Below are 15,696 nucleotides of genomic sequence, written 5' to 3'. Positions count from 1 at the left end.
CTCAGTGCGAAGCGGTGACTCCGGAGAAGTCGTGGGGTGCGCGGTGATTGCGGTCGGGGAGGCTGCCGAGGGCGTGGTCGGGGTGTAGGCCGAAGTACTGTTTGCGGGTTTTGCTCGTCCACGCCAGTGCGGCCGCCGCGGCGATGCGGTGGAAGTGGACGGTGTAGCCGTGTTCGTAGATGCGCAGGAGGGCGTAGCCGCCGGGGTACTCCTTCACGGCCGCCACCTCGAGGTACTCGACGCCGCCGGAATCGGGGCGGGTGCGGCGATTTCGGTGGGTGTGGCCGCTGTGGTGCAGGAATACGCCCGGACTTGTTCGGTAGCGGGCTTGCAGTGCGGCGACGCTCGCGCGGTCGAGAACGAAGCCGGGGCCGCCGGGGTTGCTCAGTGCCGCATAGCGGGTGGCGGGGTGGTGGCCGAAGATCAAGGTCGGTCGGTCGGGGTCGGCGGCCAGAATCGCGCCCAGATGAGCGAGTTGGTCGGCGTTGATCGTGCCGCCCGCACCTCGCCCGCGCGTGGTGTCGAGGCCGATCAGGCGTAACCCGCCGAGTTCGTGGCAGGTGAGTTGTCCGAATGGCTGGAATACCCTGCCCCAGTGATCATCCGGGCCGCGCGGCACGTCGTGATTGCCGCGGCAGACGAAGTGGTCGCGGCCCGCGATGCCCCAATCATCGAGGCGCGCACGGATTCCCGCCGATTGTTCGGCGGTGCCGCAATCAGTGAGGTCGCCGGCGACGATGAGGTGATCGGCCGCGCGCTCGGGTCGGCGGATGTCGTGCAGCAGGGCCTCGGTCATCACCTGCGGGTAGTGGCCGTCGTCGTGGCGAAGGCCCGGTGGCAACCCGGCGACGATCAAACCGCTGCGGTCCTCACCCCAATGCAGGTCGTTGGCCAGGGCGATCGTGCGCAGCAGTCGGCCCGGTGGCGGCGGCGCGGTCAGGAAAACACCCGTGGCCTCCGGAGTTCCGGGGCGTCGAGTCACCCAGGTGCGGCCAGGCACCGCGGTTTCGCCGTCGGAGCAAGCGATGAAGCGATATCGGCGGCCGGGCTCGAGCCCGCGCACCTCGGCGTAGTGGTGCGCGGTGCGGCGGCCGTCGAGGTAGCGCGTCACCGGGGTGGCCGAGCTGTCGGCCGGTGCGAGCCGCACTTCGGTGTCGGCGGCTGCCGGGCGAAGCTGCCCCGCCCGATCGCGTCGATGAGTGGACCAGGTGAGGATCGCCGTGTCGTGAGTCACCGTGACGACCTCGAGATCGGTGACGACGAGCCGATCCCGTACTCCGCTCCAGGAATACGGCCGCGCCATCGGCGCTCGCACCGTCGCCGCCGCGGCCCCTGAGGCGGCGTTGACCAACCATGCGGTGTGCAGTCGCGGATCGAGCATGCCGGGCTCCGTTCGCCGTCTACGGCTGACGGTACGGTGCCCGACTGAACACCCGTGGACGGCGATGTGGCCGTTGATCGCCGAGGTAGCGACCGTCGAGCGATGCGGCCCGCGCAGCTGGGGTCACCGAGATGGCGACCGGATGGGCGGCTGTTGCGGGCCACCGTCTTCCGGTGAGTCATCGTCGAGTCGGTCGGGTAGGCGACGTGCCCCGCTGGCCACTTCGGCGATGAGATCGTCGTAGCCGCAGGCCAATTCGTGCAGGCGGATTTGCGCGGCGTGGAGTTCGGCTTCGGCGCCGCAGGCCAGCGCGCGATAGGTGAGCGCTGCGAAATGGGCCATGCGGTCGACAACGGCGCCGATGCTCTCGGTGTGCATCGGCGCCGAAGTCGCCGGAGTGGGTGAACGGATGACGACCCAGCGGTCGATCTCGCAGACCAGACGCGCACGCGCCCAGTCGATGTCGCTGGTGTCGCCGGGTATCTGTTGTTCGCGGCGTTCGTGCAGCATGGCGAGTTCGTGCGCGGCGGCCAGCACGGGATCACCGTCGACGGCTACCCCGCAGACCGCCTGCATCATCTGTGCTCGGTCCGGCAGTACCGGTTCCGGTCCGGGTCGTCCCGTCGAACCGCCGCCGCCCGTGTCCACTGTTGCCGCACCGTCCTCGTCGTCGAAAATGTAGCCGCTCGTCGAAGGACATTCGTCTCGGCGCGGACGACGGATAGGTCACGAAATGACCCCTCAACAGCGAAAACCGGCCGCGAACAGGGTTCGCGGCCGGTCGAGATCATCGACTGGAGGGCAGTGTCACAGGCTCCGGGCGATGATTTCCTTCATGATCTCGTTGGTGCCCGCGTAGATGAGCTGGACGCGGTTGTCGACCCACATGCGCGCGATCGGGTACTCGTTCATGTAGCCGTAGCCACCGAACAGCTGCAGACAGGTGTCGGCGATCTGCATCGCCTTGTCGGTGGTCCACCACTTCGCCATGGCGACGGTGGGGATGTCGAGCTCGCCGCGCAGGTGCTTCTCGACGCAGTCGTCGATGAACACGCGCGCGATGCGGGCCTCGGTGGCGACCTCGGCCAGCTTGAACTTGGTGTTCTGGAATCCGAACACCGCGCGGCCGAACGCCTCGCGCTCCTTGGTGTAGCGCAGCGTGTGGGCGAGGGCGACCTCCATGCCCGCGACCGCGCCCACCGCGATGATCAGGCGCTCCTGGGGCAGTTGCTGCATCAGCTGGATGAAGCCCTGGCCCTCCTGGGTGCCGAGCAGGTTGGCCACCGGGACGCGCACGTCCTCGAAGAACAGCTCGGAGGTGTCCTGGCCCTTCTGGCCGATCTTGTCGAGCACGCGGCCGCGACGGAAGCCCTCGCGATCGGCTTCGACCAACAACAGCGAGACACCGGCGGCGCCCTGGGTGGGGTCGGTCTTGGCGACCAGGATGATCAGGTCGGCCTGGGCGCCGTTGGTGATGAAGGTCTTGGAGCCGTTGATGACGTACTCGTCGCCGTCACGGATCGCCTTGGCTTTGATCGCCTGGAGGTCGGAACCGGTGCCCGGTTCGGTCATCGCGATCGCGCTGACGACCTCGCCGCTGGCCATCTTCGGCAGCCAGTGCTTCTTCTGCTCTTCGGTGCCGTAGGAAAGGATGTAGTGGGCCACGATGCCGTTGTGCAGGCTGACACCCCACGAGGTGTCGACCGCGTGGGCCTGCTCCTCCAGGATCACGGCCTCGTGCGCGAAGGTGCCGCCACCGCCGCCGTACTCCTCGGGAATCGAGATGCACAGCAGACCCAGTTCGCCCGCCTTGTTCCACAGGTCGCGGTCGACGTGGTGCTGCTCGCGGTACTTGTCGATATTGGGGACCAGTTCCTTGGCCATGAACGCGCGGGTCATGTCCCGCAGGGCGTCCAGGTCCTCGTTCATCCAGCTGGACCGATTGGCGGCCATCGAGTCTCCTAGTTCGGCTCGGCACAGCACCGGTCCAGGCGTGACCGGTGGTTACGGACACCAGTGTGCCGCAGTATTGGCGTAGTGACAATAGTGCTGTCGAAATAGCCTCTCACCAGCGGATCATGGGCAGCGGTGAGAGCGGATGGATGAGCGCGCGGCGCACCGTCAGCTCTACGAGCTTGAAATGGAACCCGCTGTCGGGGTATCGCCGCATCAGCGCGGAGTAGGCCGCGTAGGGCAGTCCGTAGCGCCGCGCGCCGAACGTCACGTCGATCAGATCGGCTCGTCGGAACAGCTCCACCGGGTCGGTCGCGCTGCCCGCGGAGCGCACGCGATGGTGGTCGCGGATCATCTCGGCGACGAGTTCGGCGACGTCCTCCCGGTCGTGCGCGATCAGCCAGTCGCCCGCCAGCGCGCACGATGGCTCGAGGTAGTCGAACGTGCACGCTGCCCAGATGCCGAGGTCGTGGAAGGTCGCCGCGGTGCGGAACTCCTCGCGCGCACTCGGTGGTGGTCCCGGCTCGCCGCTCCGGGCGAACAACAGGTCGGCCGAGCGGAGTACCCGAAGCACGTGATGGAAGTAGGCCTTGCGGTCGGCGCCGAGCCGGGCGGTCCACGGTTCGAGCCGTTCGGCGATCGCTTGGTCGAGTTCGCTTGTGTGCTCGGTCAATTCGTCACTCCGGGATAGATCTCACGGGCGTACGCGACCCCCCGGCACCCCCGGTTCAACCCTAGGTGCCCGCGGTGGGCGTTGCCCGGCGAAACGGAGTTTCACTCGAAGAGGTCCGCGGGCGGCCGTGCGGGGCGCCGATCGGGTTGCTCGCGAGTGGAGTTCGGCAACGGTCGGGCACCGAACCGTTGGAAACTCCGGTCCCGGAGGCGGCGGGGGATTATCTTCGCTGATCCAGTGCCCGACCGAAAATGTTGGGCGTGTCGCGCGCGGCGCGCCGTGTTCCGGGTGCCGTGTGCGAGCATCGGTTTCGCGCTCGAGGGTATATCGACTAAGAATGGTCCGTGCCGTTCACACGTGTGGTCACCTGCCTGCCTTCGCGCGCCCGGGGCGGTGGTCTGGCATGACGATCGAGTCCGGTCTCGAGGACGACGTCAGCCAGCTCGCCCAGCGAGTCGAACGTGCCCGTGGGCGCCTCGCCTACCAGTTCGATCCAGCCCTCACCGACGCGCTCTCCGAAGACGAGTTGCGCGCCGAACGTGAACTCGCCGAACGCATCCGTGAACAGGATCGCGAACAGCGCTGGAAGCACACCCAGGCGATGGCGTCCGCGTCGGACCGCAGCCGTCAGACCACCGAAGCGATCGAGAAGGCCGACATGCGCGATCTGCTGCTCGCCAGGAAGGCGATGGCGTCCCAGCGGCGCGAATCGAGCCCGCATGCGAAGCTCGCTTCGCTGTATCGGCACCGGTCGTGGTCGCTGAAGGCGCTGGCGGGCGTCGTCGGCGCCGGCATGTTGTGGTCGGCGGTGAACGTGCAGCAGAACATCGCGCCCGGTGGGCCGAGTGATCCGCTGTTCTGGTTCAGCTATCTGCTCGAGGCGATGATCAGCGTGTGTCTGATCATCATCATGGTCGGCACCAACAAGGTCGCCGAGTGGGGCGTGATCGACAATCGTCGCCAGGTCGCGCTCGCCGAGCTCGCACTGCTCGGCCTCACCGTCACCCTCAACACCTATCCGTACGTGCGGGACGGTCGGTGGTACGACGTCGCCGTGCACGCTGTCGCGCCGGTGATGATCGGTGTGGCGCTGTTGATCCACGACGCGGTCAGCGCTCGCTACGGGCTCGCGATCACCCGGGCGACCAGCCAGGTCAGGGACCTGCCCGACCCGGCCGACAACATCCTCAACCGCCAGAGCACCGAGGGCATCCGACTCACCTACACCCCGCCGATGACGGGGATGGCCCGTGCGGAGGCGGTCGCCGCTGTCGAAAACGCCACCGCACCCACCGCCCCCATCACCCGCGAACCCGCCTGGACGCCCCCGGAACCGACCACCAACGGCCGAGTTCCCGAGAAGCGCAAGCGTTTCGGTATCGGCAAACCGTCTTCGGGCGACAAGGCCACAGCCAAGAAGACCGTCCAGACGCCGGTCGTAGCACCCGAGCCCCCGAAGGAGCCGGCCAAGCCGGAGCCGGCCACCGACTCGGTCCCCGCCGCCCGCAAGAGCGCCATCTCCGACATCGAGGCTCGGGTCGAGAAGGCATTCGCCGAAGCCAATTTCGGCTATGAGGCGATCGAGCCGACCAGCATCTACGACACCGGCCAGTTCCGCATCGCGGAGAGCCTGGAGCAGGAACTCAACGACATGCGTGAGGCCCGCCGCCAAGCTCGCAAGGAGCGCGCGAACTAGCAGGCACAACACAAAGGCCGATACCCGCGAACCTGCGGGTATCGGCTTTTGCCGTGTTCGAGGTCAGCCGAAGATGCCGCCGCCGGTGCCTGCCTGTTGGCCGCCGCCGGTGCCGCCGATGAGGCCGCCAGGGGGGAGCTCGGAGGGCTGGACGATGACGAAGCCGCGGCCGGAGAAGGCCAGGGTGCTCGCTTCGCCGGTGCTGCGGCCCATCAGGCGGCCCAGGCCGAAGGAGTCGTTGCGTTTGATGCCGGTCTGCAGGCTGGACGACCAGGCTACGGCGGCGTTGGGGTCGGCGTAGGTGGCCTGGTCGACGGTGAGGACCACGGGGGTGCCGTGGGTGGTGATGGCGATGCGGCCGCGGCCGGTGAACACACAGTTGAACAGGCCCGAGTTGGAGGCGTAGCCCGCGGCGCCCTGGACGCGGCCGATGTCGTAGCGCAGCGTGGAGTCGAAGGCGAGGACGTTGGCGCCGTTGATGGTGAGGCCGTCGGTGCCGTCGAGGTCGATGATGTGCACGTCGGCGGCGCTGTTGGCCAGGAACAGGTCGCCGCGGCCGGTCACCTTCATCAGCGGCACGCCTTCGCCGGTGAGGTGCTGGCGGATGGCGCGGCCGATGCCGCCGGAGCCGAGTGCTTCGAATTTCAGGTCACCCTGATAGGCCACCATCGACCCGGCCCGCGCCATCACCTCCCCGTTCATGCCGACCTTCACCATCTTGCCGCCCTGTTTCTGGATACCGAGGCCGTTGACCTCGGCATGCGAGGCATCGAAAAGGTCGCTGTGCACGGGCTGGGCTCCTTGCTGAGAAGAGAACGAGGGTTGCTGCTGTGCCGGCGGCACCGGAGCGCTCTGGGCGGCGGGAACTTCGTCGTCGAGGTTGACGCCGAAAGCCGAAGCGATACCGGCCAACCCGTCGTCGTATCCCTGTCCGATCGCCCGCACCTTCCAGGCCCCACCGCGCCGGTAGATCTCCACGCACACCACACCGCTCTCGGTGGTGAGCCCTGAAATCGGGAAGGTCAGTGCGGTGGCACCGGATTCGATGGTGGTGGTCAGGGCGCCGACCGAGGCGAAGGTCGCGGGCCCACGACCGTCGAGGCTCGCGGTGATCACCACCTTGTCCACGTCGGCGGGTAACGCCGAGGTCTGCACGGCCACCACATCGGGCCCGCCGTTGCCGTGCCGGTACACCACGCCGGGTCCGGTGGGCTGATTGAAGAAGACGAAGTCGGCGTCGGAGCGTACGGTGCCCGCGGCGTTCACCAGCAGTGCCGACACATCGACCGACGCCGAACTCGCCACGGTGACGGTCAGCTGATCGCCGGGCGCGGGCCGGTTCTCACCGGGAGCCAGCACGGTCACGAGACAACACCCGAAGGTCGGGCGATTCGTAGGTGTTCCACGAGTTCGATAGTGCCGTGTGTGCCGTCACCGCGCCAGCAACACCCCGTCAATGCGGCTGTTCGGTGGCGGTCATCGCACCTGTGCCAACTCTCGGTCGAGGACCTCCAGGCCCTCGACGGCTACCGGACCCGGCCCGGTGTAGCCGAAGGGTGCCACGATGATCCGGTTGTCGCGGATCGCGCGCAGTCCGGCCAGTTCGGGACGTTGGCGCAGCGCGGTGCGCACCGAGTCGGGCGTCTGGTCGCCCTGGGTGAGCAGGATGATCACCTCGGGGTCCGCGGCGATGAGGGTTTCGGTGTTGGCTTCGAAGTTGCGCTTGTCGATCTGGCCGTAGACATTGCCCAGGCCCAGGATTCTCATCTGTTCGTGGACGGTGCTCTTGGCGCCGTAGGCCTTGAGCTGGGCGCCGTCGCGCGACAGGATCAGCGCGGCGGCGGGCCGGGGAGTCGTTGTGCCGCTGTGCCGTTCGGTCACGGCCTGTACTCGCTGCTTCAGCGTGGTGACCTCGGCATCGGCGGCGTTCGCGGTGCCGAAGAGTTTGCCGTAGAGGGTGATGTCGGCGAAGACGTCGTCGAAGGTGCCCGCCGCGTCGCGGCAGTAGCCACGGGTGACGATCAGCGGGATGTTCACCTGGGCGAGGTCGTCGGGGGTCACCGACAGACCTTCGACACTCACGACCAGGTCGGGGGATCGGCTGATGATCTCCTCGCGAGCGAGTTCCGCGGTGGGCGCGGTGATTTCGATGTTCTGCAACGCCGCACCGTACTGGCCGGGGAAGGCGGCGGCTTCGAAGGTGCGGGTGACGATGCGGTCGGCGGCGCCCGCTGCGGCGATCAACGGTGCGGCGATGGAACCGACGGTGACGACCCGTTGTGGTGGCGAGGTGAAGGTGACGTCACGGCCGCAACTCGAGATGGTCAGGGGGAAACCGCTGGCCGCGGCGGTGGTGGCGGGAGCTGGTGTGCCGCAACCGGTCACGATCGCGCTGGTGAGCAGGGCGAGTACGGGGACAGCGGAGCGGCGTGCGGAGATGACACGGTTGAACATGGTGATCGACAGTCCTAATCAAGGGAGGGGGTTGGCTGGTCGACGTGACCGGGGACAGTGGAGAGAGAAACTCAGGACTCGCCGGCCGTACGGAAGCGGCGGATCAGCACGAGCAGCAGCGGTGCGCCGACGGCGGCGGTAACGATGCCGATGGGCAGTTCGCGGGGTGCGAAGACGGTGCGCGCGGCCACATCGGCGACGACCAGGAACAGTGCCCCGACGAGCGCGCTGACCACGAGCAGGTGCCGGTGGGTTCCGCCGGTGCACAGCCGGGCCACGTGCGGCACGATCAGCCCCACGAAACCGATCGCACCCGCCACGGCCACCACCGCGCCGACCGCGAGTGCCACGATCAGCAGCGCCCACAGGCGAATCCGGTTCGGGGCGATGCCGAGGGTGCGCGCGGTGTCGTCGCCCGCGGCCAGCGCGTCCAACCGCGGCGCCATCAACAGCACCGCGAGCAGGGACACCGCGACGACCGCCACGGTGGTCGCCACCGAGGACCAGGCGGCCGGCGCGAGCGACCCGAGCAGCCAGAACAACACGGTGCGTGCGCCTTCGGGCCGGTCGGAGGCGAAGATCAGGAAGCTGGTCGCGGCGGAGAAGATGTAGCCGATGGTGACCCCGCCGAGCAGTAGCCGCAGCGAGGTGAGCTGCCCGTTGATCCGCGAGATCACGAACAGCAGCGCGGTGGCGAGGAGCGCGCCGGCGAACGCGCTCGCCGCGAGTGCCGTCGCGGTGGTCGCCGCGGCGACCCCGAACAGCAGGTACACCGCCGCGCCGGTCGACGCTCCCGAGGTGACGCCGAGGATGTGGGGGTCGGCGAGCACATTGCGCACGATGGTCTGCAGGACCGCACCGGTGATCGCCAGTGCGGCGCCGACGAGCGCGCCGAGCAGCACGCGCGGCACCCGCACGAGCCAGACGATGGAATCCTGCGCGGCGCTCCAGTCGACGGCTACCGGGTGACCGAAGACATGGTGGCCGATGATTCGGGCCACCGTGCCCGGCGGAACGGCGACGGGACCGAGCCCGGCCGCGACCACCAGCGTGAGGGCCAGCGCGACGGTCAGCCCCGTGGTCAGCAGCAGGATTCGGCCTCGGTGCCGGGCATGGTCGAGGTCGTCGATGGCCGGATCGGCCACCAGGATCGCGGTCATCGAGTGGCCGCCTCTCTCATATCGGCCGTGGTCGAACCGGGGGTTGGGGCGGACATGACGGGTGTCGGCGCGGTGGTGTTGTCCGTGAGGTCGTCGTTGTGTCGGCGCCCCGTTGCCTCGCCCGTGGCCAGAGGGCCTGGCTCGGTGGCTGGGCCGAAGAGGAGTTGGACGGCGCCGAAGGCGGAGGTTCGGCGGACGGGGATCTGGTAGACGGGCTCGAGGATCTGCGGGGTGAGTACCTCGGCGACGGTTCCGGCGGCGGCGACGCGGCCCTGGTCGAGCAGGACGAGGCGGTCGCAGTAGCGGGCCGCCAGGTTCAGTTCGTGCAGCACCACGACGGTGGTGGTCGCGGTGAGACTGCGGACCAGGGTGAGCAGTTCGTGTTGGTAGCGGATGTCGAGGTGGTTGGTCGGTTCGTCGAGGAGGAGGTGGTCGGCCTGCTGGGCGAGTGCTCTGGCGATCAGGACGCGCTGGCGTTCGCCGCCGGACAGCGTCGCGAAACGGCGCTCGGCCAGTGCCCGCGCCCCGACGTGCTCGAGCGCGGCCGCGGCGGCGATCCGGTCGGCGCGCGAATACCCTTGGAACGCACCGACCCACGGCGATCTGCCGAGCAGCACCGTCTCGGCGACGGTGACCGGGGTGTCCGGGGGCGCTTCCTGCGCGACGACGGCAAGGCGGCTCGCTAGTTCGCGCCCGCGCAACCGCTGCACCGGCGTCGTATCGATGACCACGGATCCGCCCGCCGGGCGCAGGGCCCGATACATCAGCCGTAGCAGCGTGGACTTGCCCGAGCCGTTGGGGCCGATCAGCCCGAGTGTGCTGCCGGGTGCGACGTGAAAGCTGATGTCGTCGAGGGTGATTCGGCCGTCGTAGGTGAAGTGGATCTGGTCGACGGTGATCATCGTGGCGAGCTCTCTGTTCGGGGAATCGGCAACGGATGCGTGTGGTCGATGGCGGAAACGCGTCGCACGCCGGGCCGCCACGAGTGGTGCACCGAGACCGAGCAGGCGAAGGTGGCGCAGATCTCGTGCGCGGCGAGGACTTGCTCGCGCAGCCGCGGATCGTTGTCGGCGAGCAGGATGCCGGTGGTCGTGCCGCTGTGGGCGACGACCACTCCGGCCGCGCCGATGGCGTGCGCCGCCCGGATGACCGCGTCCAGATGCGGCCGGTCACGCGATGCCGCGCTCAACACAGCACTGCGGGTGGCCACCGCGCCGATCGCGGTGACATCGCCGTGGGTGATCGCCGGGCCGAGTCGGCCGAGCAGCCTGTCGAATTCGCGCTTGTCTGCCGGGCCGAAACCGGGTTCGCCCCGGTTGAATTCGACGGTATCGACCGAGCCGCCCTCGTCACCGGTGACGATCGTCAGTGCCGGGAGGGTGCCGAGCCGGGCGAGCAGCCGCACCTCCCGATGGAAGTAGGCGACGGTGCCCGGATACATGACGCCGTCGGACGGTTCGATAGCGCGCAGGTCGGCTTCGAGTTCCGCGACGGGCACCGAACGGCCCTCGGCGTCGGCGACCGCGCGGGCAGTAGCGACGAGATCGGCGGTGGAGCTGGCCAGCCCCTTGCCTTCGGGTAGTTCGCTGTGCAGGGTGAGCCGCCCGCCACTCAGCACGCTTGATCTGCCGACCATCGCGCTCGCGAGACGCGCTGCCTTCGATTTGCCCGCCGGCACCACGTCTATGCGGTCGCCACCCGGCTCGAAAACCGCCACCGTGCCACGCCGGATGGGCAGCGTGACCAGGAAATGTCGATCCTGTTCGGTGACGCCCTGCAGCAGTTCGCCGCAGCTACCGTAGGCACGGCCGACACCGATCCCCGGCGTGGCGAGGTCGATCGTCATGGGAGTCATCGCCTTTCGCTGGGAGTGCCGTTGTCCGCGACCGTGGTGGGTCGCTGTACCTGCGGCGCGAGTTCGGCCGGGACCGCTTCGGGGCCGGGCAGCAGGTTTCGGCGGTGTAGCCGCAACAGCGCGAGGGCCGACAGCAGACCGGCCGTGGCGCACAGCAGCGCGGGCGGCCAGCTCATCGGGCCGCCGGTGTGGTCGAGGACTGCGCCGGTGATCGAGGTGGCGACGACCGTGAACAGGCCGGATGCCAGATAGAACGCGCCGAAATAGGTTCCGGTCAGCCGGTTTCCGGCGAAGCGACCGATCGCCTCGTTGACGAAGGGTTGCACCGCGGTCACGCCGATCGCCAGCAGCACCGCGGCCGCGACCACGGGGGCGACCCGGATCGCCGTGCCCGCCACACTGTTTCCCTCGACTGCGACGATGCCCGCGAGGGCCGGGGGCAGCAGAAAAGCGGCACCCATGATCGCCATTCCGAGCGCCATCGCGGGCCCGCGCTCTGCTCGGCGTGCCAGCACGGTGGTGACCCGGACCTGTAGTGCCACCACGGCGATCGTCTCGACCACGAACAACGCGGCCACCGCCGCGGCGCCGTGTCCGGGCCCGGCACTGTCCTGCGCTTGCAGGGTGAACAGGAAGTAGATCTGGCTCTGCAGGGCGAACATCGGCATCAGGGCGAGGGTGAACGCCCAGAACCGGCGATCGGTGAAGACCGTCGCGAAGTCGGCACCGACCCCGCCCTCGTGTGCGGGCACCGGTCGCGCGGGCAGCAGCAGCCATTGCACCACCGCGAGCACCGCGAAGATCGCCGCCGCGACCAGGGCGGATATCCGGAATCCCGCGGCTATCAGCACCGTGCCGAGTACCGGCCCGATCGCCGAGCCCGCATTGCCGAAGACGTTGAACAGCGCGAAGGCCTGCGCCGAATGCGCACCGCTGTCTCTGGCGATGAACGCGCGGACCGCCGGATTGAACAGTGCTCCGGCGAAACCGGTGAGCACCGAGGCCGCCAGCACCACCGGCAACGAACCGCCGACGGCGAACAGCGCGAAGCCGAGCGCCCTGATCGCGAGGCCGACCATGATCACACCGCGCGCACCGAGCCGGTCGGCCGCCGAACCGCCGACGAGGAAAAGACCCTGCTGGCTGAGGTTGCGCACGCCGAGCACGATCCCGACAACCGCCGCCGACAGTGCGAGGTCATCGAGGAGGTAGTCGGCCAGGAACGGCACGAGCAGATAGAAGCCGATGTGGCCGACAAGGTGATTCACCAGCAGCAGCCGCACTGCCCCGGGCAGCGCGCGGAAGGTGTCGACGGTAGCGCGAGTCATGCACTGACCTCGGCCGCGGGGTCGCGGACGAGCGAACATCGTCCCCAGCCGACTACCTCGGCGCTGTCGGAAGTGGCGATCGTGGTGGGTTCGGTGGCGGTGGTGCGGAAGAGGTCGTTCGCGCGGCACCAGTCGTCGTTGTAGATGGTGCCCAGGTAGCGGTGTGGTCCGTCGGGGAACACGGTCAGTACTCGGGTGTCGGGTTCGCGCTCGGCCACCCAGCCCGCGACCATGGCGGCGGCGCCGGTGCTCCAGCCGCCCGCGATGCCGGTGGACGCCGCGAGTCGACGACACGACGCGACCGCCTCGGGCGCGTCGACCCAGTGCACCTCGTCGAAGTCGGCGTAGGCGACATTGCGAGGCAGGATGCTGCTGCCGAGGCCACGCATGAGTCGGCGGCGGTCGGGCTGGCCGAAGATCCGGGAGCCGACGGCGTCGACCCCGATCACCCGCAGGCGTGGCCACCGTGTTCGCAGGACCCGGGCGAGTCCGGCACAGTGTCCACCGGAACCGATCGAGGCGACCAGCACGTCGACCGAGTCCACCTGGGCGAGGATTTCCTCGCCCATCGCCTGATAGCCGCCCGCGTTGTCGGGGTTGTCGTACTGGTCGGGCCAGTACGCACCGGGGGTGACGGCGAGCAATTCGGCCAGCCGATCCAGCCTGGCCTGCTGCCAGCCGCCCGTCGGGTGTGGTGCGGTGACGACATCGAGGGGGATCTGAAAGGCCGAGAACAACGCGCGCAGATCGGGTTCGAGCTCGTCGTCGACCACCAGCAACACCGGATGGCCCAGCGCCTTACACGCCAGCGCCAGCCCCAATCCCAGAGTGCCGCTAGTGGATTCGATGACCGTCGCCCCGGGTGTGAGCTCGCCTCTCGCCGACGCGGCGCGCAACATCGACACCCCCGCACGGGCTTTCATGCCCGCGATGCTCGCCGCTTCGAGTTTGGCCGTGTACCAGCCTTTTCCGGCCGGGATCGGAACAGTAGGCGTACCGCCGATCAACTGCAGGAGCGCGGGTTGTGGTGGAGTCATGACAGCTCTCGGTAGGTGAGGATGGTGCTCGGCCCGCCGTCGAGGGAGAAGAACGGGTAGGGCTCGGCCGAGATCGCGTGCACGCCGGCGCCGAGGAACCAGGGCAACACCGCGCTGCCGGTCTGGGCGAACAGCACCAGCGGCAGGCCGCGCAGCTTCGCCACGCCACGGAATTCATCGAATGTCTCGTTACCCAGCGACATTCCGGTGACCAGCAACGCGTCGTAGTCCGACGGCGCGTCGGCAACCGATTCGAAGACCGGCTCACCCCATTCGGTGACGCCACCCGCGAGGTCGCACGGCAGATACGCGATGGCGCGCGCCCGCAATTCGGCGAGCAGCGAACCGACCACACCGACCACCAGCACCCGGGACACGCCCGCGGGCAGCAGGTCGATGACCGCGCTCGCTCGGTGGCGTGATTTCGTCAGCGAGGTCGGCCCGTCGATCACTACCGGCTCACCGTTCACCCCACCCGCGTGCGGATGCGGACGGACATGCATCAGATAGGCGTCGAGCGCGGCGATCCGGACCGCGGGCACGGGATGCTCGAGCAACTCGGCCATCGTCGCCGCGACACAGTCGTCGACCAGATCGCCACTGGCCGTGTCGGGTTCGAGTCCACAGGAGCCGACGGCCGCGCCGACCCGGATGCTGAGCACCTCGTTGCGGTAGCTGCGGTGCCGTCCGGCATGCCGGGTGCCGTAGGTGGTGAGGAACGCCGTCGAAGCACGCAGGGTCGTCGGCTCCGGTCCGAGGCGGCCGCGCCGTGCCCACGTGGTGAGCTCGGCGACCGAGGTGGGCCGTAGGGCGGATTCGATCATCGCGGGTCACTGAGTTCGAAGCGCAGGCCGGCGATCAGCTGTTGCGCCAGATCGCCGGTGGTGCCGGCTGTTTCATCCACAACCATCACGTGGCCGAGGTAGGTGTTGTTGTCGGTGGCGGGGCGCACCTCGGTGCCGGCAGTCGCCAGTTTTCGCTCCACGATCCGGGGGTCCGTCGCCCAGTCCTGCGCGCCGTCCACCCCGGTCAGCAGGCCGGTGTCGGTAGGTACGGCGAAGGCGACGGCCGCGCTGACGATGCCGGTGTCGCGTGGTGTGACATCGGGCTTTCCGCCCGCCACCGCGTCGGCGTGCACGGCGGTGAGGTCGATCCCGGTGACCCGTCGCACCAGTTCGGTGATGCGATTGCCCGCGGGGCGGGGGTTCACCTCGATCAGGCGTGGACCTCGCGCGCCGAGTTTGACCTCGGTGTGCGCGACGGTCGCGTCGAGACCGAGCGCGGTGATCGCCGCGACTGCCAGGTCGGCCACGGCGGTGGTATCGGCGGGCCCGAGGGCGGCGGGGAACATGTGGCCCGACTCGATGAAGGAGGGGGCGCCGGTGATCCGTTTGTCGGTCACCCCGATCACCGTCGTCGAGCCGGCGACGGTGACCGTCTCCACGCTGAATTCCGGTCCGTCCAGGCATTCTTCGAGCAGGATGCGTGGTGATCGGCGTTGGCCTCTGGCGTTGACCGGGAATCCGGCGATGGCGGCCACCGCGGCTCGCAGCTCGACATCGTTGTCGACCCGGCGGACGAACATCCCGCCGCACAGGTCGACCGGCTTCACGACCACGGGATAGCCGAGTTCGGCTGCGGCGCCGATGATCTCGTCCCATTCCTGCGCTACGGCGAAGGCGGGGCCCGCGACACCGGCGGCACCGCAGATCAGCCGGGTCCGATATTTGTCGCAGGCATCGGCCACCGCGGACCGGCCGGGGCCGGGCAAGCCGAGATCGGCGGCGATCGCGGCGACGGTCGGCAGGTAGTAGTCGCACGAGGTGAGTACCCCGTCGAAACCGAAGACCTCGTGCAGTTTTCGCACGTAGGGCAACAGGGCCGACTCGTCGTTGGTCTCGGCGGTGAACACGTTGACCGCACCGAGCAGCGGGTGGGGGACGGGTGTCCCTGGCCGCAGGTAGTGCCCGAGATCTCGGGTCAGCAGGCTGAATTCGTATCCGCTGTTCTTGATTCCCGCCGGGAGCAGGGTGCTCATCGAACCGACCCAGCTCTCCACCATCAGCAGGTGTCCCACATGTCCTCCAACCTCGAGCAAGATGCTAATGATAACCATTACCAATAGATTTGCGATAGTCGAGCGGCGAGCAGGTTCGTTA

At 68.6% G+C, this 15,696-nt stretch carries 14 protein-coding genes; 1 reads left to right on the top strand and 13 read right to left on the bottom strand.

The features are described 5' to 3' along the window. Position 1: 1 nt before the first annotated feature. From ACLJPD_RS31605 to ACLJPD_RS31590, 4 genes are all read right to left on the bottom strand, one after another. Positions 2 to 1,381 (bottom strand): metallophosphoesterase, encoded by a 1,380-nt coding sequence (locus ACLJPD_RS31605; protein ID WP_410877092.1) that lies wholly within the window; start codon positions 1,379 to 1,381, stop codon positions 2 to 4. Positions 1,382 to 1,504: 123 nt separating this feature from the next. Further along, complete coding sequence (locus tag ACLJPD_RS31600) at positions 1,505 to 1,960, bottom strand: DUF4254 domain-containing protein (RefSeq protein WP_410877091.1); 456 nt, start codon at positions 1,958 to 1,960, stop codon at positions 1,505 to 1,507. Positions 1,961 to 2,188: 228 nt separating this feature from the next. Next, a complete protein-coding gene (locus ACLJPD_RS31595; protein WP_410877089.1) occupies positions 2,189 to 3,334 on the bottom strand; it encodes an acyl-CoA dehydrogenase family protein in 1,146 nt (381 codons plus the stop codon). Between the two features lie 112 nt (positions 3,335 to 3,446). Further along, positions 3,447 to 4,007 carry a hypothetical protein gene (locus tag ACLJPD_RS31590; protein WP_410877087.1) on the bottom strand — a complete coding sequence of 187 codons (561 nt, stop codon included), beginning with the start codon at positions 4,005 to 4,007 and terminating at the stop codon, positions 3,447 to 3,449. 403 nt (positions 4,008 to 4,410) lie between these two features. On the opposite strand from ACLJPD_RS31590, the gene ACLJPD_RS31585 reads away from it, so the two are divergent. Continuing rightward, the gene (locus ACLJPD_RS31585; RefSeq protein ID WP_410877086.1) at positions 4,411 to 5,703 is read left to right on the top strand and encodes a hypothetical protein; all 1,293 of its coding nucleotides are present in this window, start codon (positions 4,411 to 4,413) and stop codon (positions 5,701 to 5,703) included. A gap of 63 nt (positions 5,704 to 5,766) precedes the next feature. On the opposite strand, the gene ACLJPD_RS31580 is transcribed toward ACLJPD_RS31585, so the two are convergent. The 9 genes from ACLJPD_RS31580 to ACLJPD_RS31540 all read right to left on the bottom strand — a co-directional run bounded on the left by ACLJPD_RS31580 (position 5,767) and on the right by ACLJPD_RS31540 (position 15,635). Beyond that, positions 5,767 to 7,068, bottom strand: coding sequence for an AIM24 family protein (locus ACLJPD_RS31580; RefSeq protein ID WP_410877085.1), 1,302 nt, complete (start codon positions 7,066 to 7,068; stop codon positions 5,767 to 5,769). A 111-nt stretch (positions 7,069 to 7,179) separates the two neighbouring features. Then, positions 7,180 to 8,157, bottom strand: coding sequence for an ABC transporter substrate-binding protein (locus tag ACLJPD_RS31575; RefSeq protein WP_410877083.1), 978 nt, complete (start codon positions 8,155 to 8,157; stop codon positions 7,180 to 7,182). A 71-nt stretch (positions 8,158 to 8,228) separates the two neighbouring features. Then, positions 8,229 to 9,317, bottom strand: coding sequence for a FecCD family ABC transporter permease (locus ACLJPD_RS31570; protein ID WP_410877082.1), 1,089 nt, complete (start codon positions 9,315 to 9,317; stop codon positions 8,229 to 8,231). Then, positions 9,314 to 10,219, bottom strand: coding sequence for an ABC transporter ATP-binding protein (locus tag ACLJPD_RS31565; RefSeq protein ID WP_410877081.1), 906 nt, complete (start codon positions 10,217 to 10,219; stop codon positions 9,314 to 9,316). Before ACLJPD_RS31565 ends, ACLJPD_RS31570 begins: the two co-directional genes overlap by 4 nt. After that, the gene (locus tag ACLJPD_RS31560; RefSeq protein ID WP_410877079.1) at positions 10,216 to 11,163 is read right to left on the bottom strand and encodes a hypothetical protein; all 948 of its coding nucleotides are present in this window, start codon (positions 11,161 to 11,163) and stop codon (positions 10,216 to 10,218) included. The genes ACLJPD_RS31565 and ACLJPD_RS31560 overlap by 4 nt, the downstream gene beginning before the upstream one ends. A gap of 5 nt (positions 11,164 to 11,168) precedes the next feature. Further along, positions 11,169 to 12,500 carry an MFS transporter gene (locus tag ACLJPD_RS31555; RefSeq protein WP_410877078.1) on the bottom strand — a complete coding sequence of 444 codons (1,332 nt, stop codon included), beginning with the start codon at positions 12,498 to 12,500 and terminating at the stop codon, positions 11,169 to 11,171. Next, entirely contained in the window at positions 12,497 to 13,537 is a 1,041-nt protein-coding gene (locus ACLJPD_RS31550) for a PLP-dependent cysteine synthase family protein (protein WP_410877076.1), read from the bottom strand. Before ACLJPD_RS31550 ends, ACLJPD_RS31555 begins: the two co-directional genes overlap by 4 nt. After that, a complete protein-coding gene (locus ACLJPD_RS31545; protein ID WP_410877074.1) occupies positions 13,534 to 14,361 on the bottom strand; it encodes a hypothetical protein in 828 nt (275 codons plus the stop codon). The genes ACLJPD_RS31550 and ACLJPD_RS31545 overlap by 4 nt, the downstream gene beginning before the upstream one ends. Next, positions 14,358 to 15,635, bottom strand: coding sequence for an ATP-grasp domain-containing protein (locus ACLJPD_RS31540; RefSeq protein ID WP_410877072.1), 1,278 nt, complete (start codon positions 15,633 to 15,635; stop codon positions 14,358 to 14,360). The genes ACLJPD_RS31545 and ACLJPD_RS31540 overlap by 4 nt, the downstream gene beginning before the upstream one ends. Positions 15,636 to 15,696: the final 61 nt, after the last annotated feature.

Origin of the sequence: Nocardia sp. A7, from assembly GCF_046549215.1 — a bacterium.
Lineage (GTDB): Bacteria > Actinomycetota > Actinomycetes > Mycobacteriales > Mycobacteriaceae > Nocardia.
This window is presented reverse-complemented; position numbering and strand designations above follow the sequence as displayed.

Excerpts from the sequence above, each read along its gene's own strand:
- ACLJPD_RS31605 (WP_410877092.1), bottom strand. The coding sequence starts at position 1,381 with ATGCTCGATCCGCGACTGCACACCGCATGGTTGGTCAACGCCGCCTCA.
- ACLJPD_RS31600 (WP_410877091.1), bottom strand. The coding sequence starts at position 1,960 with ATGATGCAGGCGGTCTGCGGGGTAGCCGTCGACGGTGATCCCGTGCTG.
- ACLJPD_RS31595 (WP_410877089.1), bottom strand. The coding sequence starts at position 3,334 with ATGGCCGCCAATCGGTCCAGCTGGATGAACGAGGACCTGGACGCCCTG.
- ACLJPD_RS31585 (WP_410877086.1), top strand. The coding sequence starts at position 4,411 with ATGACGATCGAGTCCGGTCTCGAGGACGACGTCAGCCAGCTCGCCCAG.
- ACLJPD_RS31575 (WP_410877083.1), bottom strand. The coding sequence starts at position 8,157 with ATGTTCAACCGTGTCATCTCCGCACGCCGCTCCGCTGTCCCCGTACTC.
- ACLJPD_RS31570 (WP_410877082.1), bottom strand. The coding sequence starts at position 9,317 with ATGACCGCGATCCTGGTGGCCGATCCGGCCATCGACGACCTCGACCAT.
- ACLJPD_RS31565 (WP_410877081.1), bottom strand. The coding sequence starts at position 10,219 with ATGATCACCGTCGACCAGATCCACTTCACCTACGACGGCCGAATCACC.
- ACLJPD_RS31560 (WP_410877079.1), bottom strand. The coding sequence starts at position 11,163 with ATGACGATCGACCTCGCCACGCCGGGGATCGGTGTCGGCCGTGCCTAC.
- ACLJPD_RS31555 (WP_410877078.1), bottom strand. The coding sequence starts at position 12,500 with ATGACTCGCGCTACCGTCGACACCTTCCGCGCGCTGCCCGGGGCAGTG.
- ACLJPD_RS31550 (WP_410877076.1), bottom strand. The coding sequence starts at position 13,537 with ATGACTCCACCACAACCCGCGCTCCTGCAGTTGATCGGCGGTACGCCT.
- ACLJPD_RS31545 (WP_410877074.1), bottom strand. The coding sequence starts at position 14,361 with ATGATCGAATCCGCCCTACGGCCCACCTCGGTCGCCGAGCTCACCACG.